Origin of the sequence: Nocardiopsis flavescens (genome assembly GCF_900141985.1) — a bacterium.
Lineage (GTDB): Bacteria > Actinomycetota > Actinomycetes > Streptosporangiales > Streptosporangiaceae > Nocardiopsis > Nocardiopsis flavescens.
This window is the reverse complement of the sequence record NZ_FQZK01000008.1, coordinates 65,226-91,355: the sequence shown is the minus strand read 5'-3', so window position 1 is coordinate 91,355 and position 26,130 is coordinate 65,226. Positions and strand designations below refer to the sequence as shown.

The 26,130-nt window shown below is 76.8% G+C and carries 4 protein-coding genes; 2 read left to right on the top strand and 2 right to left on the bottom strand.

The features are described from left to right. The gene (locus tag BUE45_RS14990) at positions 1-23,280 is read right to left on the bottom strand and encodes an ADP-ribosyltransferase (protein WP_143173364.1); all 23,280 of its coding nucleotides are present in this window, start codon (positions 23,278-23,280) and stop codon (positions 1-3) included. Positions 23,281-24,034: 754 nt separating this feature from the next. On the opposite strand from BUE45_RS14990, the gene BUE45_RS14985 reads away from it, so the two are divergent. Both BUE45_RS14985 and BUE45_RS14980 read left to right on the top strand, forming a co-directional pair. Continuing rightward, positions 24,035-24,427 carry a hypothetical protein gene (locus BUE45_RS14985; protein WP_084737293.1) on the top strand — a complete coding sequence of 131 codons (393 nt, stop codon included), beginning with the start codon at positions 24,035-24,037 and terminating at the stop codon, positions 24,425-24,427. A 41-nt stretch (positions 24,428-24,468) separates the two neighbouring features. Further along, complete coding sequence (locus BUE45_RS14980; protein WP_073379941.1) at positions 24,469-24,819, top strand: hypothetical protein; 351 nt, start codon at positions 24,469-24,471, stop codon at positions 24,817-24,819. A gap of 307 nt (positions 24,820-25,126) precedes the next feature. Here BUE45_RS14980 and BUE45_RS33845 read toward each other — a convergent pair whose 3' ends face one another. Continuing rightward, positions 25,127-26,098 carry a putative PEP-binding protein gene (locus tag BUE45_RS33845; protein WP_073379940.1) on the bottom strand — a complete coding sequence of 324 codons (972 nt, stop codon included), beginning with the start codon at positions 26,096-26,098 and terminating at the stop codon, positions 25,127-25,129. Between the last annotated feature and the right edge of the window lie 32 nt (positions 26,099-26,130).

Here is a 26,130-nt window from a genome sequence, read left to right as displayed (position 1 = left end):
TCACGGTGCCGGGGCGAACGGGAGCACGGTGACCCGCAGGACCCACTGCCCGGTACCGGGGTCCTGGAGCGTGTCGTCGACCCTGAACCGCGTCCCGCGCGGCAGGAGGAGTTCGCGCTCGGACCGGTGCACGCTGCCGTCGCCGATCCACAGGGCGGGGTGCCCCGCGGGCACGGCCAGGTGGAACTGGTAGGCCGCGGTCCGGTTCACGGTCTCGACCCCCAGCGACGCCGAGAGGAACCCCCGCTCGACGAACTCCGTGCCGATCAGGTCCGTGGGGTCGCGGAAGGGCTTCCCGGGCGGGGCCATGTAGCCCACGCCGAACACCGACCGCCGGACCTCGACCGTCTCGGGGACCGGCACCATCGCCCGGTCGAGCATCTCCATCCCCTCGCGCAGCAGCCTCCAGGTCTCCCCGGCGTTCTCCCTGGTCGGGGTGTGCCCGTCGAACCACTTCTCGACCCACCCGCCGAAGAACCGGTGCTCGCTCAGCCGCAGCACCTCGCCCTCGGGGGCGGGGTGTCGGGAGAAGTCGTTGTAGAACTGCGCGTTCTTCGTGTAGGCCTGTGCGGAGTTCTGCTGCTCGGGGGCCAGGGACGGGAACCGGTCGCCCAGGACGAGCCTGCCGTACCCCGCGCCGTCGCCGTCGGTGTCGAACCGGCGCACGCCGTCGGGGTCGACCCGCCCGGGGCGGTCGGCGGGCAGGTCCGGCCCGGCGTCCTGCGTCGCGGACGCCGGGCCGGCGGAGTCCTGCGCGGCGGTCGCCGGGGGGTCCGCCGCGGCCTCGGCGCCGGCGGTGTCCAGCCCCAGGAGCGCGGTCATGAAGGCCTCGGTGCCGGCGTTCAGGCCGGGGTCGTCGGGGCCGGTCACGACGGTCTCCGTGTCGGTTCGCACGGTGAACACCTGGACGTCCGGGGCGTCCCCGGCCTGCGGCTGCGGCTGCGGCTGCGCGGGCGGGGCGGCCTCCGGCACCGGCGGCACGATCACCTCGGCCTCGATGTGGAACCCCCGCACGCCCGCCGGGCCGCCCCAGCCCGCGCGGGTGATCCGGTAGGAGGTCCCCCGGGCGAGGGCGATCTCGCGCTCCTCCGGGTACTCGCTCCGCTCGCCGATCCACAGGCCGCGGCTGCCGGCGGGCACGGTCAGGTGCAGGACGTGGTCGGATTCGGCCGCGAGGTGGTCCGCCTGTCGGCCGCCCAGCGAGACGGACATGAACCCCGGCTCCCGTTGGACGGTGCCCACCAGGGCGTAGGGGTCCAGGTCCCGGAACCCGTCGAGGAACGCCACGTCCTGGAGGCCGCGGACCGCCTCGACGGTCTCCGGCAGCGGCCGGTCGACGGTTCGGTCCAGACGCTCCAGCAGCGCGTCCACCATGGGCGCGGTGGGGAACACGCCCCCGTTGGACCGCGCCACGGTACCGGCGTCGCCCGCGTTGGCGTACCAGGCCGCCAGCTCCGCCCGCGGGTCGTCGGCGGCCAGGATGTAGCGGACGAAGCCCTCGGCGTGCTCGGGGACGCGGCCCTGCGCGAGCAGTTCCCCGAGCCGTTCGACGGTGGGCCAGGACAGGTCGTTCAGCTCGTACAGGATCCAGCCGCGGGCCGCCATCGGGTCCGTGTCGGTCTGGAAGAGGGTGGACTCCCGCACCCGGTCGAGGGACTCCTGGATCCGCTCGGTCGAGAGCCGGTCCCGGACGATCGCGTTGAGCCACCCGTCGGCCGTGTACCCGCGGACGTCGGCGCGCCGGTGCTCGTCGAGGGTGTCGAAGGCGTGCGGGTTGTTGGCCGGGTCGTGGAGCCAGCGGCCGTAGGCGTCGGCCTCCTCCTCGGTGCGGAACCGGCGCACGCCCCGGTCGTCGACGTACCCCCTGCCGTCGCCGGCGGGTGGGTCGGCGGCGGGGGTCCCGGTGTCGGAGGTGGCCGGGTCGGCCGTGTGCTCCGGCGTCCCGCCCGGAGCGTCCGTGTCCGGCCCGGACCCGGCGGTCTCGGGGGCGGCCCGCGTCCCCGGAGCCCCGGGGCTCCGCTCCGGCAGGACGACCTCGGCGGACAGCTCCAGGCCCCGCGAGGTGTTCTCCGCGCCGGTGACGCGGTAGGACGTCCCGCGGGGCAGCACGATCTCGTGGTTCGACGGCCGGGGGCCGTCCGCTCCGAGCCAGAGCCCGTGCGCCCCCTCGGGCAGGGTGAGCCGGACGGTCGCCACGGGGTGCCCCAGGCCGGTCGGGGCCGGGTTCACCGAGACCGTGGTGTACCCCGGGCTGTTCTGGACCGTCCCCACCAGGGCTGCGGGGTCGTGCCCGTCGTACCCCTCCGGGAACCGCAGGTCGCGGGTGTGGGTGAGCACCCACGTCGCCTCGATCGCGTGGGGGAGCGGGCGCCCCACCGCCGCGTCGTAGGTCTCCAGCAGCTCCCGGACGCCCTCGGCGGAGGGGTAGGTCCCCCCGTTCGCCGCGGCCAGCGCCCCGGCCGGGCCGCTCCTGCGGTACAGCCCGTCCAGCCGTTCCCCGACGGACCCCATGCTGAGGACCCCCCGCAGGAAGCGCGTCCGGGGTGTCTGCTCCGCCGCGTCCACGATCTCCCGGAGCCGTTCCGGGGTGGGCCAGGTGAGGCCGTTGGCCTCGTAGACCTCCCAGCCGCTGCTGCCGTGGGGGTCCACGATCGCGGGCCGCTCGGTGCGGCTCATGGAGCGCAGCCGGTCGAGTTGCGCCGGCACGTCGTCCGGGGGCACCAGGGCCAGGTCCGCCAGCCACGGGGTGTCCGAGAACGCCTCGGCGACGCGGCGCTCCCGCGCGGGGAGCGTGTCCGGCCCGCGCAGGCCGTCCTCCGCGTGCACGGCCCGGTGCGCGTACCAGTCGGCCTCGGCGGGCGTGCGGAACCGCCGCACGCCCGCGGCGTCGACGTACCCGTGGGAGAGCGGGTCCGCGAAGGACTCCGGCCGCAGGACCACCTCCGCCGAGAGCACGGTCACGGTGTCGCCCGTGCCCGGGTCGAACGTCTCCTGGGCGCCGGTGACGCGATAGGCGGTGCCGCGGGCGAGGGTGAGCTCGCGCTGTTCGGGGTCGTGGCTGCGGGAGCCGATCCAGAGCCCGTGCGCACCCTGGGGGACGTCCAGGCGCAGGAGGTACCGGAAGGGGTCGGCGTCGGTCTTGAAGGCCCGGTCCCCCAGGGTGGTGGACATGTAGCCGGGCTCGGTGTGGACCGTGCCCACCAGGCCGTCGGCGTCGCGGGCGCCGACCGCGCGCAGGAGGTGGTCGACCGTGTGCATGCCGCGGGAGACGGCCACGCCCTCGGGCAGGGGGCGGCCGGTGGCGTCGTCGAGCAGGCGGAAGAGCTCCAGGACCCGGTCGACGCCGGGGTAGGACCCGCCGTTGTGGCGGGCGATGACCCCCGCGTACCCGGCGTTGTGGAACCAGTGGAGCAGTTCGGCGGCGGGGTCGCGCGCGGTGAGGATGTGGCCGATGAGTCCGGCGGTGCGCGGGGGGAGCGGGTCCGGCGACGCCTGGATCTCGCGCAGCCGGTCGAGGGTGGGCCAGGTGAGGCCGTTGGCCTCGTACAGGTCCCACCCGTGCGCGGTGGCCACCGTCGCCGCCTGCCCGGCCTCGTTCCGGGAGGCGTTTCGGACCAGGGCCAGCTGGCTCGCCACCCCGGCCGGGGACAGGGGGCGGATCCGGGCCAGGCGGGTGATCCACGCGGACCTGGTGTAGACGTCGACCATCCTCTGCCGGTCGGCGGGCAGGGTGTCGAAGGCGTGCGGGTTGTGGGCCGGGTCCTGGAGCCACCGGTCGTAGGCGTCCAGTTCCTCCAGGGAGCGGAACCGCCGGTACCCGTCGTCGCCGACGTGCCCGCGCCCGTCGCCCTCCGGGAGGCGCGACTGCTCGTCGACGACGGTGGAGGCGTCCGAGCCGCCGTCCCCGGACTCCTCCGCCGACGGTTCCGCGGGCACGGCCCGGGCCGGGAGCCACGCGGCGGAGATCTCCATCCCCTCGTCCGTGATCCGGACGTCGGTGACGCGGTAGCCGGAGTCCCGGGGCAGGATCAGCGCATTCCGGTCGCCCGTCGCGCCCCCGTCGCCGACCCACAGGCCCCGGGCGCCCTCGGGCAGGACCATGCGCACGACCGCCAGCGTGTCGCGCGGGTCGGTGGTGAAGGGGGAGGCGCCCAGCGTGACGGGGAGGTACCCCGGCTCGCGCTGGTCCCTGCCCACCAGCGCGGACAGGTCGTCCCAGTCGTACCCGTCGAGTTCGGTCAGGTCCCGGTCGACGTCCAGTGCGAAGGAGACCTCGACCGGGCCGGGCAGCGGCCGGTCCACGGCGGTGTCCATGTCCCGGAGGAGTTCCAGCGCCCGCTCCGCCGTGGGGTAGACGCCGCCGTCGGCCCGGGCCAGGGCCCCCGCCTCGTCCGCGTTCCGGTACCAGTGCTCCAGGCGCAGCCCCGGGTCGGAGGACCGGAAGACGTCGGTCGCGATCGCCAGGAAGCCGGGGGTGCCCGCTCCCGCGGCGTACAGCTCCCGCACCCGTCCGAGCGAGGGCCAGGACAGGCCGTTCGCCTCGTAGAGCACCCACCCGTTGGGGTCGTCGGGGTCGTCGGCCCGCCACAGGCTGCTCCGGCGCACGTCGTCCAGCGCGCTCTGGACGGTCGCCGGGTCGGAGGTTCCGAGCCGGGCGAGGTCGTTCAGCCAGCGGCTGCCGGCGTGCGCGGTGACGAGGGCGCGCAGGTCCGGCGGGAGCGCGTCGTAGGTGTGCGGGTTGACTGCGGGGTCGGCCATCCGCTCCGCGTCCGCGTCCGTGTCCGTGTCCGGGGTACGCGTGTCTTCCGGGCCGTCCGGACCGGGCCCCGCGGCCGGGTTCGCGGTGCCGGGGCCGTCCGCGCCGTCCCGCGGCGGCCCGTACCCGGGGGAGGGCGACGGGGCGGTGTCCGCGCCGTCGTCGGAGTCGGAGTCGGAGTCCCAGCGGTGCGGCGGGGGCCCGTCGTCGTCGGAGTCGTAGCGGTCCAGGAGGGGCCGGTCGTCGTCGGACTCGGAGTCGTCGAGCAGGGGCCGGTCGTCGTACGCGTCGTCCCCGGCGTCCTCGCGCCCGGAGTCCTCCAGCCCCAGGAGCGCGGCCAGCCCGGCCTCCGCCTCCGTGTCGGGCGCGTCGGGACCGGTGACCGTGGCGTCCGTGTCGGTCTCCGCGGCGAACACGTGCAGGTCGGCGGAGCCCTCGGCCCCCGCCGGGGCCGGGGCGGCGCCCGGCTGCGGCACGACCACCTCGGCCTCGATGTACAGGCCCTCCAGCCCCCGGGAGCCGCCCCAGCCCGCCCGGGTGATCCGGTAGGTCGTCCCCGGGGGGAGGATCAGCTCGCGCTCCTCGGGGTACCTGCTCCGCGAACCGATCCACATGCCCCGGGAGCCGCGGGGCAGGACCAGGTGCAGCGCGTGGGTGTACCGGGCCGTGATCCCGGCCGGCTCGCCGCCCAGCGACGTGGACATGAACCCGCGCTCGGTGTGGAGGGTGCCCACGAGGGAGTAGGGGTCCTTGCCGTCGAACCCCTTGATGTGGTTCAGCTCCTCCAGCCCGCGGGTCACCTCGATCCCCTCGGGCAGCGGCCTGTCGATGGCCTCCGTCAGGACCCGGAGGTGTTCCAGCGCGCGCTCGGGGGTCGGGAACGCGTCGCCGCTCGACCTGGCGATCTCCCCGGCCTCGCCGGCGTGCACGTACCAGTGCAGCAGCTCCCCCCGCGGGTCCGGCGCGTCCAGGATGTACCGGACGAAGCCCTCGGCCCGCTCCGGGACGCGCCCCTGGTCCAGGAGGTCGCGCAGCCGGTCCAGGGTCGGCCACTCCAGGCCGTTCATCTCGTACAGCTCCCAGCCGCGCGAGCCCATGGGGTTGATCTTGAAGCCCGCGACGGTGTCCTGGCGCATCTGGTCCAGCACGGTCCCGACCTGGTCCGGTCCCATGGACTCGCGGGCCACGGTGTTGAGCCAGCCCTCGATCGTGTAGCCGGTGATCCGGTCCCGGTGCGCCTGGTCCAGGGCGTCGAAGGCGTGCGGGTTGTGGGCCGGGTCGTGCAGCCAGCGGTCGTAGGCGTCGAGTTCCGCCGCGGTGCGGAACCTGCGGATCCCGTTCCCGTCGACGTACCCCCGCCCGTCGCCGGGCCCGTCCCCGGCACGGGGGGAGTCCGGCCCGGCGGCGCCGTCGTCCGCGCCCTCGGCGGCGGCCCCGTCGGGCGCGTCGGCGGGTGCCGGGACCGGCGCCGGAGCGGCCCCGGCGGCGGGCGGCGCGGCGGGCGGCGCGGCGTCCGCCACCGGCACGTGCACCCGGGCGGTGACCACGGGCCGGCCCCCGGAGGTGTCCACGGAGTCGATCCGGAACGCGGTCCCCGGCGGGAGCACGATCTCCTGGTTCTGCGGGTGCGTGCCCGCGTTGCCCAGCCAGAGGCCGTGCGCCCCGGCCGGCAGGACGAGCCGCACGACCGCGCCCGCCCCGTCGCCCCGGCCGGCCGGGCGCGGGTTGAGCGCGACCGCGGTGTGGCCCCGGGTGGCCTGCTCGCTCCCGGCCAGCGCGGCGGGGTCGGCCGGGTCGTATCCGTTCAGCTGTGCCCGCGCGGCGGCGGGGTCCAGGTACCAGGTGGCCTCGACCGTCTCGGGCAGGGGACGGCGGACGAGCCGGTCGTAGAAGGCCAGCATGTCCCGCAGCCTCGCGGGGGAGGGGAAGCCGCCCCCGTTCGCGCGGGCCAGGGTTCCGGCGTCCCCGGCGGTGGCGTACAGCCGCTCCAGCCTGCGGGCCGCCTCCTGGGGGCCGTGCCGGAGGATGTCGGTGATGAACCGCGCCCGTGCGGGGTTGCGCCCCTGCTCCACGGGCAGGAGCTGGAGCAGCCGCTGGGGGGAGGGCCAGGCGAACCCGTTCGCCTCGTACAGCTCCCACCCGAGGATCCGCTGTCGCTGCTCCGGGGTGGAGGCGGGCGTGACGCGGCTGGCCGCGCGCAGGGAGTCCAGCAGCTCCCGGGTGCCGTCCGGGTCGGTCCGGGTGAGGTCGTACCCGCCCGCGAGCGCGCTGAGGGCGCGGGCCAGGTCGTGCTGCGCCCGGGGGAGCGCGTTGACGGCGTACGGGTTGTACGCCGGGTCGTGGAGGCGGTGGCCGTACCAGTGGGCCTGCTCCGCGTTCCAGAACCTGCGGACGCCGTCCTCACCGGTGCTCCCCTCGGAGAAGAGGTCGGGCACCGCCCGCGGCAGGGCGGCCACGGTCGCCGTGACCACGGTCTGCGGGCCGCCGGACTCGGGGTCGATCCGGTCCTCGACGCCGGTGACGCGGTACGTGGTGCCGCGGCCGAGGGTGAGCTCCATCTGCTCCGGGTCGTGGCTGCGCGTGCCGATCCACAGGCCGCGGGTCCCCTCGGGCACGTCCAGGCGCAGCAGGTAGGGGAACCCGTCCACGTCCGTCTTGAACGGGGAGTCGCCCAGGGTGGTGGACATGTAGCCGGGCTCGGTGTGGACGGTGCCCACCAGGGCGCGGGGGTCCGTGCCCCCGGTCGTGCGCAGCAGGTGGTCGATCGTCTGCATGCCGCGGGACACGGCCATGCCCTCGGGCAGCGGGCGGTCGACCGCGCCGTCCAGGAGGCGGAACAGCTCCCGTGTGGCGGCGGCGTCGGGGTAGGTCCCCCCGTTGAGCCGGGCGATGACCCCCGCGTACCCGGCGTTGTGGTACCAGTGGCGGAGTTCGGCGCGGGGGTCGGGGGCGTCGAGGATGTTCCGGATGAGGCCCAGGGTCCGCGGGGGCGGCGGCTGCGGGGACGCCGCGATCAGCCGCAGCCGCTCCACCGACGGCCAGGCCAGCCCGTTGGCCTCGTACAGGTCCCAGCCGTGGGCGGTCTGCGCCGTGTCGGGGTCGGCCGCCTCCGCCCGGGACTGCGAGCGCCACTCCGTCAGCTGGCGCATGACGGTCTGGGGCAGGAAGGGCCGGATGCGGGCGACACGGGTGATCCACGCGGACCTGGTGTAGGTGTCGACCATCCGCTGCTGCTCGGGGGTGAGCGTGTCGAAGGCGTGCGGGTTCTCGGCCGGGTCGTTGAGCCACCGGTCCTGGCGGTCGATCTCCCCGGGGGAGCCGAAGCGGCGGATGCCGTCCTCGCCCAGGGTGCCCCGGCCGCCGGTGCCGGTGCCGGCATCGCCGTCCGTGTCCGGGAGCGAGGCCTCCGAGGCCGTGTCGTCGCCGGTGCCGTCCCCGGTCCCGTCGTCCGAGCGCTCCCCGTCGCCGTGGGCCGCCGCGGGCTCCGCCGGGGCGTCCGCGAGCGGTCGCGGACGCGGGGGCAGGGCCACGGCGGTGATCTCCACGGTCCCGTCCGACTCGGTGACGCCGGTGACGCGGTAGCCGGTGCCGCGGGGGAGGAGCAGCGTGTACGGGTCGGAGGTGCCCGCCCCGTCGCCGACCCACAGCCCGCGCCCGCCCCCGGGCACGGTCAGGCGGACCAGGACGGTGACGTCCCCGTCGCCCGCGGTCGCCGCGGAGCGGTCCAGGGAGGCGGGCAGGTATCCCGCCTCCCGCTGCTCGGTGCCCACCAGCGAGGAGGGGTCGCCCTCGACGTACCCGGTGAGGCCGTGCAGGCCCTCGTCCGGCGCGAAGGCCACCTCCACGGGGCCGGGCAGCGGCCGGTCGGTCGCGGCGTCCAGGGTGCGCAGGGTGTCCAGGACCTCGCGGGCCGTCGGGTAGGCGCCGCCGTTGGCCTTGGCCAGGGCCCCGGCCTCGTCCGCGTTGTCGTACCAGTGCCGCAGCCGCTCCGCCGGGTCGGGGGCCTGGAAGACGTCGTCGGCGAGCGCGTTGAAGGCGTGCGAGCCCGTGCGTTCGGAGTAGAGCTCCCGGACCTCGGTGAGCGTGGGCCACCGGTTCCCGTTCCTCTCGTAGAGGGGCCAGCCGTTGAGGTCGTCCCCGGTGGCGTTGTCGCCCGCGTCGTAGGTGAGGTCCTCCAGCCTGCTCCGGAGGGAGGGGACGTCCAGCGAGGGGGTCCAGGTGAGGGACGAGAGCCAGCCGGTGGCCGCCTGCGCGGCGACGGCCTCGCGCTGGTCCGCGGGCAGCGCGGTGAAGGTGTGCGGGTTGGCGGCGGGGTCCCGCAGCGGCGCGGCGCGGTCGGCCGGGTCCTCCAGCCCCAGGAGGTCGGCCATCCCGGCCTCCTGCGCGCGCGTCCACGCGGGCTCGGGGAGGCGGCCGTCCTCCTCGCCCGGGTCCGGGTCCGCCCGCTCCATCAGGAACACGGTGGTCTCTTCGTCCGCGCTCGGTTCGGGGACCGGGGTGCCGTCCCGCGGCTCCGGGGCCGGGGGCGCGGGCGGCGTGTTGAGGGCGGTGCGGAACACGTCCGCGAGCGAGGCGGGCGCGTCCGTCAGCCCCAGGCCGCGGGCGAGGCCGTCGAGGTCGGCGCCGCTCATCACGGCGTCCCCCGCGTCCGGCTCCCGGACCTCCCCGCCGGTGTCGGTCACGGCGAAGACCGCGGGGCCGTCCGTGTCCCCCGGACCCGGCGGCCGTGCCGCGGACGCCTCGGAGCCGTCCGGTGCGCCGATCCCCGGCATCTTCAGGCGCATCGCCAGCCGCATGCGCGCCCCGGAGCCGGGGGAGGTCAGCTCCGCGAGGGCCCGCGCGCGGGCGAGGGCGGAGGCCTCCGCCGCGGCGTCGCCGCGGGCGGCGGCCATGTCGCCGAGGGCGAGGCCCACCGCGACGCCGGCGGCGATGTTGACGTCCTCGACGAGGGAGTCGTGCCGTGCGGCCGCGTCGCGGGCGGCGGCGACGGCGGCGCCGCGGTCGGCGTCGGCCGCCCGCGCGACGGCGCGCACCTCCTCGGCGCGCGCCCGGTCCCCGGCCGTCCGCGCCGTACGGACGGCGGACTCCGCCGCCTCGTAGGCGATGCGCGCGGCGCGTTCGGCGTTCTCGCGCGCCGCGCCGGCGTCCGCGCCCCGTTCGGCCGCCGAGTCGCGCTCCCGCGCGGCGGCGAAGATCGTGTCCGGGTCCTCGGGGGTCGGCTCGGAGCGCCCGGGCAGGGCGTCCCGGGCCGCGGCGGCCCCGGCCGCGCCGCGGGCCGCGATGCCCCCCGCGGCGGCTGCGATGCCCCCCGCGGCGGCTGCGATGCCCGCGGCCGTGTCGATCGCGGCGCCGACCGCCTCCGGGGCGGTGCCGGCCATCGCCGCGGCGCGGTCCGCCAGCCGCTCGGCCGCGTCGCGCAGCCCTTCGAGGCGGTCCAGCGCCGCGGTGCGGGCGGGGCCGTCGGCGCTCCGCTCCGCGGCGGCCTCCGCGGCCTCGGCGGAGAGCCGCTCCGCGGCGCCGCGCACCTGCTCCAGGGCCGCCGCGGCGTCCTCCCCGGACAGGGCGTCGTCGATGCGGTCCAGCACCCCGCCGATCCCCGCCGGGGCCGCCGCGGCGGCCCCGGCGGAGCCGTGCGCGGGCGGCAGGACCTCGGCGTGGAACAGGTAGCCGCGCCCCCAGGGCTCGACCGCCGTGATCCGGTACCGGGTCCCCCGGGCGAGGATCGCCTCGCGTTCGTTCGGGTGCTCGCTGCGGTCGCCCACCCACAGGCCCGGCGAGCCCTCCGGCACGGCCAGCCGCATGAGGTCGACCGGGGCGCCGCCCGCCGCCGCCGGTGAGGTGCCCAGGGAGACCGACAGGTACCCGTGCTCCACGTGGGTGGTGCCCGCGAGGGAGAGGGGGTCGGCGGAGCCGTCCAGCAGGTGCCGGTGCTCGTACATGCCGTGCACGGCCTCGAAGCCCCCGGGGAGGGGCCGCCCGGTGGCGCGGTCCAGGCGCCGGACCATCGCCAGGACCTCCGAGGCGTCCGGGAAGCGGCCCGGCTCCCCCCGCAGGGCGAGGGACTCGGCGATCCGGCCCGCCCGCCCGGAGCGCTCGGCGAGGGCGGCCAGCGCCGCCGGGGGGTCCGCGGAGTCCAGGACGCCGCGGACGACCCGTTCCTGCTCGGGGCCGAGGCCGCCCCGCTCCGCGGCCTGCTCCAGGCGCGCGAGGTCGGGCCAGCGGCCGCCCCCGGCCTCGTAGACCAGCCATCCGGGGTGGGCGCCGCTCTCCCGGCGGATCCGGTCGAGTTCGGCCTGCACGGTCGCCTCGTCGAGCGGGCGCAGCCGTGCGAAGCCGCTCAGCCACGGGTCCCGGGTGTGGGAGGAGACCGTGTCCCTTGCCGCGGCGGGGAGCGCGTCGAAGGTGTTGGGGTTGTGGGCGGGGTCGTGCAGGAGCGCGCCGTAGCGGTCGGCGTCGGCCCCGGTGGGCAGGCGGCGGATCTCCCCGGCCCCCCGCGCGCCGGTGTCGGCGGAGGGGTCGTCCGTGTCGGTCAGCCCCAGGCCGCGGGCGAGGCCGTCGAGGTCGGCGCCGTCCCCCTCGGGGGCGCGCACCTCCCCGGCGATGTCGGTCACGGCGAGGACGGCCAGGTCGGGCGCGGTCCCGGAACCGGACGGCCGTGCCGGGGGCGCCGGGACCGTCGTCGTACCGTCGGCCGGCGCCTCCCGGAGCCCGGTGCCGAACACGGGGCGGAGCTGGTCGTCCAGGGGGGCGTTGGCACCGGGGCGCTCCCACGGTGGCGGGGCGTCGGGCGGGGTGATGCCGGCCAGGTGGGCCGCGGTGGCGTTGACGGCGTCGGTCCAGGCGGTGATCGCGCGCTCGTAGGAGGCCAGGGCGGTCCGGTAGGCGGTGTCCTGGGCCTCGTAGGCGGTGCGGGCGCCGTCCAGGGCGGCGCGGTCGGCCGCGGCCCCGTCGGCGGCGTGGGTCCGGTGCGCGTCGAGGTAGGCCTTGACCAGGGCGGGGAGCTTGGCCCGCTCCTCGGTGTAGGCCGCCTCGGCGTCGGCCATGGCCTTGGCCGCGTCGTACTCGGCGGTGACGGGGGCCTCGGCCGCGTCGGCCTGCTCGGCGGTGAGGACGCCCAGGGCGATGGCGTCGCTCCGGGAGATCCAGGCACTGGCCCTGCCGGTGTGGTGGGAGGTGAACTGCCGGGGGGTGGTCCCCCCGAAGAACGCCTTCTCCTCGGTGCGGGCGCCGACGGTCCAGGTGGTGTCGAACTCGACGAGGTAGGCGGTGCCGAGCCGCTGGCGCTCCACCTCGGAGGGCTCGCCCGTCGCGAGGCCGTCGCCCGTGGGCGAGTCGCCGCCGATGGTGCGGGCCGCTGCCTCCCCGGAGCCGGTCAGCATCGCGGTGCGGTTGTTGTCGTCGGCGTCGACGGTGTGGTGGCCGGTCGGGCGGAAGGCCGTGGTGGCCGTGGTGCCGCCGCCCTGGGAACGGCCGTGGGAGATGCCCTGTCCCTGGGCCTCCTTGTGGACGAGCCGGGCGTCGGGGCGGGCGGTGACGATGCGGGAGCCGGTGAAGTCGGGGGTGGCGGCGACGCGCCACTGCGTGCGACCGATGCGGAGGATGTCGGTCCCGGAGGGGCGGCCGAGGTTGTGCGACAGCAGGCCCTTGAGGGCGACGGGGTTGAGGGAGTTGTCGATGGGCGTGTAGCGGGGGTCGAGTTCGAGGTGGTCGGCGATGTGGCGGCGGGCGTCGTCGGCGGCCCGGGTGTGGTGGGCGCGGATCCGGTCGAGCTGCTCGGCGGTCGGGGCGGGGCCGAAGTCGGGGGCCGCGGGGGCCTTCCAGCCCAGCGACGTGGCGATGGTCCGCAGTGCGGTGTCGCGCACGTCGGGTCCGTGGACTGCGGTGGGCATGATGACCGCGTCGCGCAGGGCGGCCGGGGGCGGGGTGAGCTCACCGGTGGCGGTGGTGACGGCGCCGGCGAGGGTGTCGCCCGCGCGGGGTGTCACGGGGGGCGGCGCGGGCACCGTGTCCAGGGGCGCCGCGGGGGCCGCCGGCGGGGTGAGGTCCAGCGACGAGCCCAGGTGGAACGTGCGGATGCGCCCGCCGTCCACGGTCACCGTCTCCACGACCGCCCGCTTGTGCTCCAGGTAGGGCGCCTTCCCGCCCTCGCGGACCCCCGCCGTGGGCACCAGCCCGTCGCCGTCGACCTCGATGGTCAGGGTCAGGGTCGCGTCCTGCGACACCTTCACGTAGGGGCCGGAGGACTCCATCACGATGGTGTGGGTGGTCTCCGAGGCCGAGGACCGCGACTGGGACCCGTTCCGGGCCGCGGCGGCCCCCGCGGCCGGCGAGGCCAGCATGAGGCTGCTGTCCGCCGGGCGGTCGCCGCCGCCGTTCATGCCGCTGGGCTGCCAGGGGAGGAAGTCCGCGCCCGTGGTGCTGGACTTGTGACGGGAGTCCTCGTGCGCGTGCTCGGCCTGCCAGGAGTGGGCCTCGATGGTGGCGGCGGCCGAGGTGACGTAGTCGACCCGGGGGGCGGTCCTGGCCAGGTCCACCAGGACCCGCGCCGGCTTGGAGAAGTGGGCGTTGCGGTCCGTGGACACCACGTTGACCGGGACCGGGGGGAGCGCGTCCGTCGCGGTCCCCAGCTGCTCGGACAGGGTCACGAGCAGGCGCTCCTTGCCGCCCCGGCTGAGGGTGAGGCCGTGGGTGCGCAGCCGCGTCTCCAGCGTGTCCACGGCGTGGGCGGGGTCGACGGGCAGGGCCTGGCGGCCCGCGCTGTCGAACCCGGCGCGGACGCGGGCGTGCGGCGGCGGCGCGGGGTTGGCCTGGGTCGCGGGTTCCGGTGCGCCGTCGTCGCCGTGGGTGACGGCGTCGGTGACGATGCCCGTCTGCTCGGCGTCGCGGGCGGTGATGTAGCCGGACACGAGGTCGGAGACCCGGGCCTTCCACCCGGAGTACCGGTGGGTCCACCAGTGGGGGAAGTTGAGGCCGCGGTGCTTCTTGAACTCCCACGCCTGCGCGATCGTGCCCGCGGCGGTGAAGGCGTAGACGGCCGCGGACCTGGGCAGCAGCAGGAGCCCCGAGGCGGAGGAGACGCCCGAGTCGCTGGTCTCGCCCCGGCGGAGGAAACTCCGGCTGTGGGAGGGGCCGGCCATGGGGACGATGCCGTTGGCGGAGGAGCGGTCGGCGCCGGAGTCGGCCCCGCCCTCCTCGATGGTGTTGGTGGTCCCTCCGGCGTAGCCCGTGAACCGGGCGAAGAACCCGCCGATCCTGGTGACGGCGGCGGACGCCGTCGAGGACGTCTCGGACTGGACGGTGACCTGTGCTTTGGTCAGCCGCAGGTCGGTGATCTCGCCGACCGTGACCTTGGTGACCCCGGTTGCCCGCATGTCGTTGGGGGACAGCCAGGTGCCGGGCACCTCGATCCGCCTGCGGCGGCCCGACTCCGCGAAGGAGGCGGGGTCGGAGGCGACCGCGGTGGGGGACATGAGGTTGGACAGCAGGGTCGCGCCGCCGACGCCGTCCAGGAAGGAGGACAGTTTCCTGAGCCCTCCGTCGGACCAGAACCGGCGCGGACGGGAGAACGTGTCGAAGGTGCGGCGCAGGAGGTTGCGGACCGGGCCCGCGCCCTCGGCCCCTCCGGCCTCCTGGAGCAGGGGGTTGACGTGCTCGATGATCGCGCCGTTGTCCAGCAGGACGCGCGTGTTGTCGGCGGGCGGGCCGGCGGCGGGCCCGTTCTCCGTTCCGGCGGTCTCGCCGGTCTCGCCGGTCGCGTCGGTCACCTCGGCCGGCGGGGTGCCGGACTCGGTCCGCGGCGCCTCCCGGGTCCCCTCCGCCGGGGTCGTGCCGGTGCCGTCCCCGGTCTCCGGGGCCTCCTCCTCGGCGGGGGCGCGGCGCCCCGGGCGGGGGTCGAGCATCTCCCGCGCCTCGTCGGGGGTCAGGGCCGACCCCTCCCCGTCGGCCCGGCCGGCCGCCGGTTCCGCGGAGACCAGGTTGTCGCCGACGGTGGTGGCCGTGATCAGGGAGTAGGTCGCCTTGAGGGGCCGGTCCAGCAGGTCCGTGCCCCCGTCGGTGCCGTAGGCCTGCTCGTCGGCGTCGTAGCCGTGCAGACGCGCGCTCAGGGTCACCTCGCCGTTCCACCGGTCCGAGCCCTCGGGGAAGAACAGGCGTGCGTCCGACTTGTGCCCCAGTCCGTAGGCCGCGTCGAAGTGGTTCACCCGGTTCCATCCCACCGCGGCCATGAACCCGCCGAGCAGCCGGGCGAGCCCGCGGGCGTCGCCCTCGGCCGAGCGCACCATGCCCGAGCCGGCGGAGACCGCGAGGGTGAACGCGCTCCCGGTCGCGGACTCGGTGGAGGCCGAGGCGGCTCCGCGCACCCGGAGCCCGGTCTCCGCCGTGCTCGGCCCGCCGTGGGACAGCCGGCCGAACTCCGCGTGCAGCCGGACGGTGATCGTGTCCGGGCGGAAGAACTCCTTCAGCCTCGCCATCAGGGTCGGGTCGACCGTCGCCGACTCCCGGAGCCGGACGGGCAGGCCCTCCCCGGGGCGGGCGAGCCTTTCGAGGTCGTCCTTGCCCAGGGTGCTCTGGAGGGTGTCGCGCACCAGCATCGTGTTCTTGTAGGCGACGTCGTAGGAGCGGCGGAACCCCCAGCGCTCACGGAAGGAGCGCTCGAAGTAGGAGGCCTCCTCCCGTCCGGGCCTGCGGGCGTAGGTGTCGCGGTCGCGGGCCAGCTCGGGGATGACCAGGCCCGGGTGCTCGCGCGCGATCCCGGCCAGTACGTCGTCCAGGTACCGCTCCAGTACGCCGCGCCGGTCGTCCGACGTGACCGGGGCCGCCGGTCCGCCGGAGGTGTCCGGGCCGCCGTCCTCCCCGGTGCCGTCGGAGTCCCGGCCGGCCGGCCCCGCGCCGTCGCCGCCGTCCCCGGGGGCGGGGCGGCTCCACTCCAGGCCGAGGAAGTGGGACCCGCGGAAGTGCACGGGGTTGTCGGAGTCCAGGTGCGGGAAGGGCGGGCGCCGCTCGGCGTCGCCCCCGGTATCGGCGGCCCCCTCGCCCCGGGCCGCCCGGTCCAGCTGGGCCGCGGTCTCGCCGGGGAGGAGTTCCACACCGGTGACGGTGAAGCGGTGGGGCTCCGTCTCGCCCTGGATGCGCACCGACAGCTCGTGGGAGGACTCGTAGGCGGCGAACTTCTCCGTGGAGGAGACGTAGCGGCTCAGGGACCGGTGCTCTCCCGATCCGGAGGTGTTGTGGCTCTCGGAGTGGAGCGACTGCCACCAGGTGGCCTCCACGTGGGGTGCGTTGACGCGGAGCGTGCCGCCGGAGGGGAGTTCGGCCACGATGCCGAAACCGGCTCCCCCGGTCAGGGTGAAGCTCGTGTTGCGGCTCTGGGAGAGGCTGGTGCCGTCCTTGATGCTCTCCTTGAAGGTCGCGTCGTCGATCAGGGGGCCGTGGTCCTTGATCCGGTAGTCGCGCGGCGTCGCGGAGAACTCCATCATCACCTCGCCCAGGCGGGGGTGGGAGACGCTCACGGTGACCGGACCCCGGTCCAGGTGGGGGAGGTACTCCTGAAGGGAGTCGTTGTCGAGGACGGCCCGGACCTCCTGCTTCCACCGCCCGATGTCCTGGCCGGTGCCCGGCCCGGTGACGTCCTTCATCCACTGGACCGCGGCGTTGTCGCTGCTCGCCTGCCGGTTCAGCCGGTAGGCGTCGGACACCAGGTGGTCGGCGATCCAGGAGCCCAGGTCGGTGTGCGCGGGGCCGGACCCGGCCGGGGTGCGCGGCGTGACGCTGTGGACGGCGATGGGCAGGCCGCCCAGGGGGCCGAGGCCGCGGTGCCGGTGTCCCGGTCCGCCCTCCCCGCCGGCGCCCGGGGCGAGGTCGATGTGCCCGGGCATCTCGTCGGGACGCGCCTGGACCTCGCCGGCCAGCGTGAACACCATGCCGTCGCGGATCACGGAGGAGCCGACCGGAAGGTCCACGGCGGGCGCGGAGGCCTCCCCGGTGCCGCTCCCGCCGTCGTCGCCGTCCGTCCCGGGGTCCGTTCCGCCCGCTTCCGGCCGTGCGGTCACCTCGGCCCACACCCGCAGGTCGTTGGCGTAGAACTCGGGCGCGGCGAAGGTCGAGTACTCGATCTTGGAGGCGGCCTCGGTCGTTCCCCCCTGGGACGCCGCGCGCTGTCCGCGCGAGAAGCTGCCGCCGACCGTCACCCACGGGCCCGCCGCGGACCCGGTGACGTCCCCCAGCAGCAGCGGGCTCCCCGTGAAGCGCGCCGCGAGGACGCGGCGCGGGTCGTAGGACGAGGAGCCGCCGGTGGTGGTGGAGCGGCTGCGCTCCTCCTCGCGGGACTCCAGCGGCGCCCCCGACTCCCGGTGCCCGACGTCCAGGTGCCGGTACCCGGCGGGGTCGTCGGAGGCCAGCGAGACCCGGACGGTCCAGGACCGGGGGCCGGCGCCGTCCGCCCCGGGGTCGGTGACGGTGATCTCCCGGCCCCCGGGGACGAAGAAGGCGGACATCCCGTGCTCGTGGGCCACCCGGTTCAGGGCCGCGTCGACCAGCCGCGGGAGGCCGGGCGGCGGGTCGGTGATCCGCGCGCCGACGATGTCCGCGACCGCCTGGTGGACCGCCCGGGTGAACAGGCGGTCGGGGCCGCTCAGCCGCGAGGTGACGAGGTAGTCCAGGTCGTACCGCGCACCCGTCTTCTCGCGCAGGCGGGACGCCGACGGCAGGTCGCGGGGGAGCAGCGCCTCGGCGCGCGCGGCCGACTCCTCGGTGCGCAGGGCGTGGCGCCGGGCGTCGGCGAGGTCCTGCGCGGTGCGCCCGAGGAGGTCGCGGGCGCCGTCCACCAGCGCGTCCGTCCGCCGCAGGTCCGCCCCGATCCTCGTGGCCGCCGGGTGGTCCGCGTCCGGGGCGGCGCGCAGCGCGGTGGCCGCCCGGCCGAGCGCGTCGAGGGCCGCGGTGGTGGCGGCGACGCGCGCGGGACCGGCGGCGGACTCGGCGGCGGCACGCGCCCGCCCGGCCCCGTCCGCGGTCTCCCGGGTCTGCCGGACGGCGTCGGTGACCCTGTCGGCCGCGTCCCGGACGTCCTGTACCCGCCGGGGGCGGGCGGCGTCGGCCTGCTCCGCGGCGCGGACGGCCTCCTCCACCCGTGCGCGCCGGTTCTCGGCGATCCCGGACCGGCGGTAGGCCTCGTCGGCCGCGATCCGGGTCCCCGCGGAGTCGAACGCGGCCCGGTCCGCGGCGGCGGTCAGCGCGTCGACGGCCGCGGCGGTGGAGTCGTGGCGTGCGGTGGCGGCCTCCGCCACGAGCGCACGCGCCTCGGCCTGCCGACGGTCCGCACCGTCGCGGCCGGACCGGACGGCCGCCTCGTCGTCGGAGGCGGTGCGGTGGGCGTCCGTGCCGGGGGTGGCCGCCCGGGTGATCCGTCCGGCGAGTTCGACCGACGCGGCGGTCCGGCGGGCGAACCCCGCGGCCTGGTCCGCGGCCACCCGGACCGCTCCCGCCCCGGTGGCGGCGGCCTCCCGTTCCCGGATGCCCTGTTCGGCCGCGGTGACGGCCGTCGCGGTGGCGGCGGCCCCGGCCGCGTCCCGTGCGGCCTGCGCGGCCCGGTCCGCGGCCTCGCGCGTGACGCGCAGGGCGTTGGCCGCCCCCGCGGCGGCGCGCTCCGCCGCGGCCGAGGTCCGCCCGGCCTCGGCGGCGACGCGGCGGGAGACGGTCGTCAGGGCGTCGTCCGCGGTCGTGCCGGCGTCGCGGAGCGCGGTGTCGGCGTCCCGCGCGTGGCGCTGCGCCTCCTCCCGCAGCCGCACCGTCTCCTCGTGGCGGGTGCGGGCGGCGGCCTCGTCGTCGGAGGCGGCGCGGTGGGCGTCCGTGTCCGCGGCGGCCTCGCGGACCGCCTGCCCGGCGCGGTCGAGCGCGGCGGCCGTCCCGCGGGCGGCCTCGGCCGCCAGGCGCGCCGCGTCCCGTGCCGCGCCGGCCGCGCGGGCGGTGTCCTCGCGGGCCCGGGCGGCCTGCTCCGCGGCGGTCACGGCGTCGGCGGTGCCGGTGGCGGTGTCGGTCGCGGTCCGGGCCGCCGCGGACACCCGCTCGGCGGCCCCGCGCGCCAGGTCCAGGGCGTTCTCCGCCGTCCGGTGGGCCCGCTCCGCCACGGACCCGGCCTCGGAGGGGGAGAGGAGCGCCGGTGTCCCGGTGTCCCCGTCCTCCGTGCGCGCTCCGGTGTCCTCCGTGCGCGCCGGCGCGGAGGACCCGCCGGAGGTCCCCGCCGTGTCCGTCGTGATCCCTCCGCCGTCCACCCGTGCCATGTTGACGGTCGTGGCCGGGGCCGGGGCGCCGTAGGGGGAGGGTCCCCGGTCCGCGGGGTCCTGCATCGCGTAGCGGACGTAGTCCGTCGTCAGCCGTCCGCCGGGCAGCCAGAGCCGGGCGCGGACCGGGTCGTTGCGGTCCCGCAGGTGGCGGCCGATGCCGCGCGCCAGGGTCTGGGCGTCCCGGACGCGCTCGGGCGGCAGGGCCCCGGCGTCCACGGGGCGCTTGCGATCGGACGGGTCGGAGGTGACGTACACCAGCGCCTGCGCGAGCGTGCGCGCCTCGCGGACGGAGCGGTTCTCCGCGGCCGGGCCGCCGACCGGGCCCAGCAGCCTCCAGAACTCGGCACCCAGGGCCCGGGCGCGGGGGGCGTTCCCGGCCTCCAGGGCCGAGGTCAGCTCGGGCAGGCGGTCCAGGACCGACGCGGCGCGGGCGTCCGCGCGCGGGTCGGTCCCGGAGGCGGCGGGGCCGGTGCGCACCTCCCCGGGGGCGTCCGCTCCCTTCCCCGTCGCGGGCGCGTCCGTTCCGGCGGGTCCGGCGGGGGGCCGTGCCGCGGGTGTGTCCGTGTCGGTGCTCTGGGTGGTGACCGGCGCGCCGCCGGTGGTGCCGGGCGCCGTGGCCGCGGCGGGCGGGGCGTCCGCGGTGCGCGGCGCAGGGGCCGGGCCGCTCTCCGTGGCGCTCGCCGCGGGTGCGGCGGGCAGGGTGTCGCGGACGTACTGCGTGGTCAGCAGGCCGCCCGGGAGCCAGAGCCGGGCGCGGACCGGGTCGTTGCGGTCCCGGAGGTTGCGTTCGACGCCCGCCAGGAGGGTGGCGGCGTCCTCGGCCCGGTCCGCCGGGAAGGTGCCCCCGTCGGCGGGGGCCCGCCGGTCCGCCGGGTCGGACAGGGTGAAGACCAGCCCGAGCGCCAGGGTGCGGGCCCTGCGCACGGAGGGGTTCTGCCCGGCGTCGTCGCCGGACCGGGGGGAGAGCAGGCCCTGGATGTCCGCGCTCACCGCCCGGGCCCGCGCGAGGTCCCCGTCGCCCAGGTGCCGGCGGGCCTCGGCGACCAGGTCCGCGGCGCGTTCGGCACGTGCGTCCGCCGGATCGGCGGCGCGGGCCGCCTCCCCGGTGGCGGGCTCCCCGCCGGTCTCGGAGCGGACCGCGGGGGCGTCGCCGCCCCGGTCCCGTGCGGCGTCGCTTTCGGTCCCGGGCCCCCGGGCCGTGTCCGCGTCCCCGGTGTCCCGGGCGGCGGGGCGGTCCCCGGAGGGGGCGGCCGTGCCGGGCGGGGGCGCCTGCGGGGCAGTGCGCTCGGCGGCCGGGGGCCGCTGGTCCGCCGCCGGCGAGGGGCGCGCGGACGGGGCCGACCCGTCCGCGGGGGCCGAAGCGTTGGGAGTGCGCCCCGCCGGACCGCCCTCGGTCACGGGGAAGGCCAGGATGTCGGGAGCGGGGACCGCGCCGGGGGCGTCCGGGACGCCCTCCGGGGCCTTGGGGTCCTTGGCCGCCGGGTGCGGGGCGTCGGCCCCGGCGAACGGCGCGTCCTCGGTGTCCGACCACGCGGTGTCCAGGCTCGACGTGTCGGACGCGGCGTCGTCGAACAGGGAGGACGTGTCGGAGTCCGTGTCGCCGACGGAGGAGGCGTCGTCGAAGCCGTCGGTGTCGTCGGCGTCGTCCCGGGTGGCCGGGGCGCCGTCGACGGGGTTGAGCGAGGCGTCGAACGAGTACGGGGGCGTGCTCCCGCTCCGGTCCGCGGCGGAGGGGGCGGCGGCCGGCGGAGCCGGGGGCGCGTCCGTCCCCGGACGGTCGGTTCCGGCGGTGGCCGGGGCGTCGGAGGCGGCGGTGCCCTCCGCGCTCTCCGTCCGCGGGGCCGGCGTCTCCCGGCCGTCGGCCGGGGCGGGGGACTCCACGGTGGCGGGGGAGCCGTTGTGCCCGGGGCCGGTCTCCCCGGCGGGGGACGGTTGCGGACGGGACCCCGGTGCCTCCTGCGTTCCCGGGCGGGACTGCTGGCCCGCCTCACCCGAGGGGCGGCCGGGGGGAGCCGTGCCCTGCGGCGGTGCGGTGCGGTCGGCGCCGGCCGGGGACGGCGGGGCCACGGCGGCCGGGGACGCCGGCGGTTCGTCGGCGCCCTGCTCCCGGGAGGGGACCGGAGCGACCGGCCGGGTGCCGTCCGCCGTGTCGGGGTCGCGGTCCCGGGGTCCGCGGACGGCCGGGGCGTCCCGGTCCTGGGCGTTCGGGTCCGGGGTGTCGCCGGTGCGGTGCGCGTCCGCGCCGTCGTTCCCGTCCGGGGCGCGGTGCTGCGGCCCGCGTGCCGCCGGGGTGTCCCGGTCCCCGGTGCGGTCCGCGCCGTCGGGGTCGCGGTCCCGGGGGGCCCGCGTGTCCGGGGTGTCGGCGGCCCGTTCGGGAGGGTTCCCGTCCGGGGCGCGGTCGTCCGGTCGTCGGGTCGCCGGGGCGTCCCGGTCCTGCGAGTTCGGGTCGGGGGAGCCTCCGGGGAGGTGCGCGTCGGCGCCGTTCGCCGCGGACCCGTCCCCGTCGCCCTCGCCGGCGGGCGGGACGAGGGTGATCTCGGGGATGACCGGGCCGCGGGCGGGCGTCGGCCTCCCGCCGCCGTCGTTGCCGGCGGCGGGTCCCGTCGCGGGGGACTCGCCCCGGGCCGGGTCCTCCTCGCCCCGGACGGGCCGCTCCGGCTCCAGGGGCGGGGGCAGGTCGGGGGGGAGGATGGTGCCGCCGGGACCGCTGAGCGCGTCCATGCCCGCCAGCGCCGAGTCGGTCGTCAGCTGGTGGGCCGTGTTCATGGTCGCGCCGGACGTGGCGGACCAGGGGGTGACGGTGAACCCCTGGCCGCTGGCGGCACTGCCCAGGCCCTCGCCGAGGAACCCCTCGGCGGCGCCGGTCCCCGCGCCCAGCCCCAGTCCCCGCATGTAGGGCAGGAACCCCTGCATGCTCTGGTGCAGCGAGCCGGCGAGGTTGTGCGGGACGTCGGACAGGTGCTCGCGCAGGGGCGGGGGCAGCCGGTCTCCGATCGTCCGGGAGAGGTGGGAGCCCAGGTCCGGGTCACCCCACGAGCGGACCAGCGTGTCCGCGTAGTCGTCGCCCAGCCGCCTCGCCTGGTCGGTCCCGAGGCGTTCGGCGAAGGCGCGCTGGAACACGTCCGCGACCTCCGTCCGGAACACGTTCCGTTCGACCGCGTTGTCCCAGGCCCGGGCGCCGGTGGGGGAGTTGGGGTGGAACGGGACGAGCATCTCGTCCCGGTGGCGGGTGAAGAGGTCGGCGAGGTCGTCGTTGAGCGTGCCGGGCGCGGGGACGGGCTCGGGTGTGCCCTCCCTGATCGGGGGTGCGGGTGTGGGGTCCGGCGGGCCCTCCCTGACCGGCGGGGGTACGGGTTCGGGTGCGCCCTCCCTGACCGGGGGCGGGGGCACGGGCTCGGGTGCGCCTTCCCTGATCGGGGGTGCGGGTGTGGGGTCGGGTGCGCCCTCCCTGACGGGCGGCGGCGGTGCGGGCTCGGGTGCGCCCTCCCTGACGGGCGGCGGGGGTACCGGGTCGGGCATGCCGCGCAGGTCGTCGATGTTGCGGGTGAAGGTCGTCGCGAAACCGTTGTTGATGAAGGCGCCGATGCCCCCGGAGATCCCGGCGGAGACGAGGCCCTCGATCACGGCCCCCACGTGCGCGTCGCGCAGCAGGGTCTGGTCGAACCCGTCCCGGTCGCCGTTGGCGATCTGGACGCGCTGGATCAGCGCGCCGAAGCTCGCGAAGACCTGGCTCACGATCTGGTGGCTGGGAACCGTGAAGAGGAACCAGGCGATGAGCCGCCGGATGGCCAGGCTCCGGATCGCCTTGAAGACCGGGATCCACTTCAGGGACGCGCCGAAGGTGAACTTGGCCGTCGCGATGGCCCAGGTGATCTCGGCGATGAGCTGCGCCACCTGCACCCAGACCATGGCCACCATGTAGTCGACGTTCGCCGCCGCCTTGCGCAGCTCGGTCGAGAGCATGCGGCTCGTGCTCGCCGCGTTGCCGAGGTAGTCCTTCTCCCCGCGCGTGAACGCCGCGAGGGACCGGTCGTAGTAGTCGGAGGCCGCCCCGCCGAAGTTGCGCCTGATGCGGCCGCGCGTGACGTCCATGACGTCGGACAGCTCCTTGAGCTGCCGGTCGAGGTTGTCGTAGACCTCCGAGGCGGCGCGCATGGCCGGTGCGCTGGCCCGTGGCAGGTCGATCCCCAGCACCACTTTGACGAAGCCGTGTGCCGAGTCGCCCATTTTCTGGGGGTCAAACAGCATGCCCGACCCCTTCCTTGCCACATGCGCCTGAAGCGACGGTAAAGATATCACCGGTATACGGCGACGTGGAAGCGGCCCCCGGATTGCGTCGTGTTCCGCACAAGCCGTCCGGCGTCCGATGTTGCGTCCGTGTTTCCGAATGGAATTCGATCGGTTGCCGAATGCGGAGGGGCGTGACCGATATGTATAGTCGTGGCCGCGCGGGTTGCGTTCGGCTCGCTCGGCGCGGTACCTCTGGTGTCGGGCCGGAAGGAATGCTCCGCCGGGACGGGCCCGCCCCGTGCGGGGTGCCCCCTGTCCTTCGTCCTGCTTCTCCGTTTCCCGTGGTCGCTTTTGTGTCCCCTCTCCCTCCGGTGCGTGCTGTCGGACAAGGACCCCTGGTCGGGTCCCTTTCCGGTCCGCGGGTCCCCGCCCGTGAACCGGGGTCCGCCCGGGCGCGCGTCCGCCTCTCCGGGGCGGTCGCAGATCCGGACCACGGGAAATCGGGTGGGGTCCGACGGCTAATGGAGTTCTTCGTCTCATTCGGAAGGGCTGTCGGCGCGGTGTTCTCCTTTGTGTGAGGATCTGCGCGACCGCGATCGTATTTGTGAAGAGTCTGTTTTCGTGTCCCGGCGCGGTACTCCGGGAGTCACCGGGAAACAGCGGGGCGCCCGGTGGTGCCGACCGTGGTGTGGAACACACCGGCAGGGGTGCTTTCCAGGGTTCGCCCCTGCCGTGAACGACCTGTGTAAAACCTTGAAGGAGATCCGGCGGCATGAGTTCACCGATGCGCGAGCAGATGGAAGCCGAACTGCGGCGGCTCGATACCACGATGAGGGAGCTCTCGGACGCGGGCGCGAGCCTGGAGTCGGCGACCGAGGAGGCCGTGGCCAAGAACCGGCTGGCGACCGCGAAGGTCGACGCGGCCGGCGCCCTCACCGGACTCGTGTTCCACACCGAGGGCTACCGGAGCATGGCCGCGGCCGAGCTGGCGGCGACGCTGGTCGAGGTGATCGACCGCGCCCAGCGGCGGATGGCGGACCGGGCCGCGCAGGCGTACGACTTCTTCGCCCCCGAGGGCATCGACACGGCCGCCGCGGTACGCGGCGAGATCGACGTCGACGAGGCCCTGCGCGCCCTGGGGTTCTCCCCGCGCGACTTCGAGTGACCGTCCGCCCGCAGTGACCAGACAGCAACAGGAGGAGAACGATGTCCGTATCACGTGAGAGCCTCTCCGTCGACGCCGACGGGATCAGCCGGGACAACAGGCGCGTCTACGAGGCAGCCGACTTCACGGACGAGATCGTGGACCACGCGCACAGCGCCCGTACGTCCATCGAGGTGCCCTGGGGGGACCGGGGGGACTACTCCAAGCGGATGCAGGAGACCCTCGGCGAGGCCGAGAAGATCCTGTGGCAGCTGCTCGACTATGTGGCCGTCGCCCAGAGACAGGCGGCCGACGGTGCGATCCGCACCGCCCGCGGCTTCTCCGCCACCGAGGACGTCAACATCGACACCTCCGGCTCGTTCGACCCGCGCACCCGCGGCGGCCGACGCTGACGGGGACCCGCCCGCCGGCCGGACCGTAGGTCCCGCCCCCGCCCCCGCCGTCACCGGGGGCGGGGGCGGTCCCCGTTCCGGTCGGTCCTCCGTGGCGGACGCGCGGGGCGGTCCGGGGAGGCGCGGGCGGTGCCGACGCTTCTCGGCAGGGGTGACGGACCCGTCGGCGGGCGGTGCCGCCTGCGGTGTTCGCGCCCCGGGGTGGCCTTGTGCGGTGGACGCGTAGGGCCGCCCCGCGGGGAGCCGCCGGCGGTGCCGACGCTCCCGACACGGGCGCCGGCACCGCTCCGACCCGGTTCATCCCCCGTCAGGAGGCACGGCGGACCCGCCGCGTCGCGGGCCGCCCCCCGGCCGGGGGACCACCGGGGCCGGTGCCCGCGCCCCCGGAGCGGGCGGCGGCCCGGACCGCCTCGCGCGCCCGGGCCGAGCCCGCCCCCAGCGCCAGGCCGGCCAGGCGCCGGCACTCCTCCGGGGTGTGGCGGCCCAGGGCCTGGCGCACCGCGGGCAGGGCCGGAGCTGCCATGGACAGGCTGGTCACTCCCAGCCCCGCCAGCACCAGGGCCAGCAGCGGGTCGGTGACGGCGTCCCCGCACACCCCCACGGGGACGTGCAGGCTCTGGCCCGCGAGCCCGACCGAGCCGATCAGGGACAGCACCGCCGGCTGCCACGGGTCCAGCAGGCCCGGGGGGAAGTGCGCCGCCCGGTCGACGGCCATCGTGTACCGGGCGAGGTCTGTCGCGCAGACCGTCACGAAGTCCACCTCGTACAGCAGCCGGTCGGCGAGCAGCGCCGCCGCCGGGACCTGCACCATCACCCCGGCCCGGGTCAGTCCCTGGGCGCGGGCGAGGTCCGCGAACTCCCCGGCCTCTTCCGGCGTGGACACCATCGGCGCCATCACCCCCACGTCGGCCCCGGTCCGCGCGGCCCCCGCCGCGATGGCGGCGAGCTGCTCCACCAGCATGTCCCGTCGCGGACCGCCGGCGGGGGCCGGCCGCCGCGCGGACCGGTGGCGGTCCACCGCACCCGGGGCAGGGGGCGCCGGCTCGCACGCCCGGGCGTTGAGCACGCGGACGGTGAGGGGTCGGCCCGGAACCGCGGCGAACATCCGCGTGTAGGCGGTGGTCTGCTCCTCGCGGGTGGGCGGCTCCGCCCGGCCGCGGAACAGGAAGTCGGTGCGGAGCAGCCCCACGCCGTCGGCCTCGCCCGCGGAACTCGGTTGCAGCGCCTCCCCGCTGATGTCGAGGAGCAGCCGCACCGCCGCGTTCCCGGTGGCGGACACCGGTTCGCGCGGTGGCCGTGGCGAGGCGTGGG

Coding starts and splice junctions, on each gene's coding strand:
- BUE45_RS14980 (WP_073379941.1), top strand. CDS start 24,469: ATGTCCGTATCACGTGAGAGCCTCTCCGTCGACGCCGACGGGATCAGC.
- BUE45_RS14990 (WP_143173364.1), bottom strand. CDS start 23,280: ATGCTGTTTGACCCCCAGAAAATGGGCGACTCGGCACACGGCTTCGTC.
- BUE45_RS14985 (WP_084737293.1), top strand. CDS start 24,035: ATGAGTTCACCGATGCGCGAGCAGATGGAAGCCGAACTGCGGCGGCTC.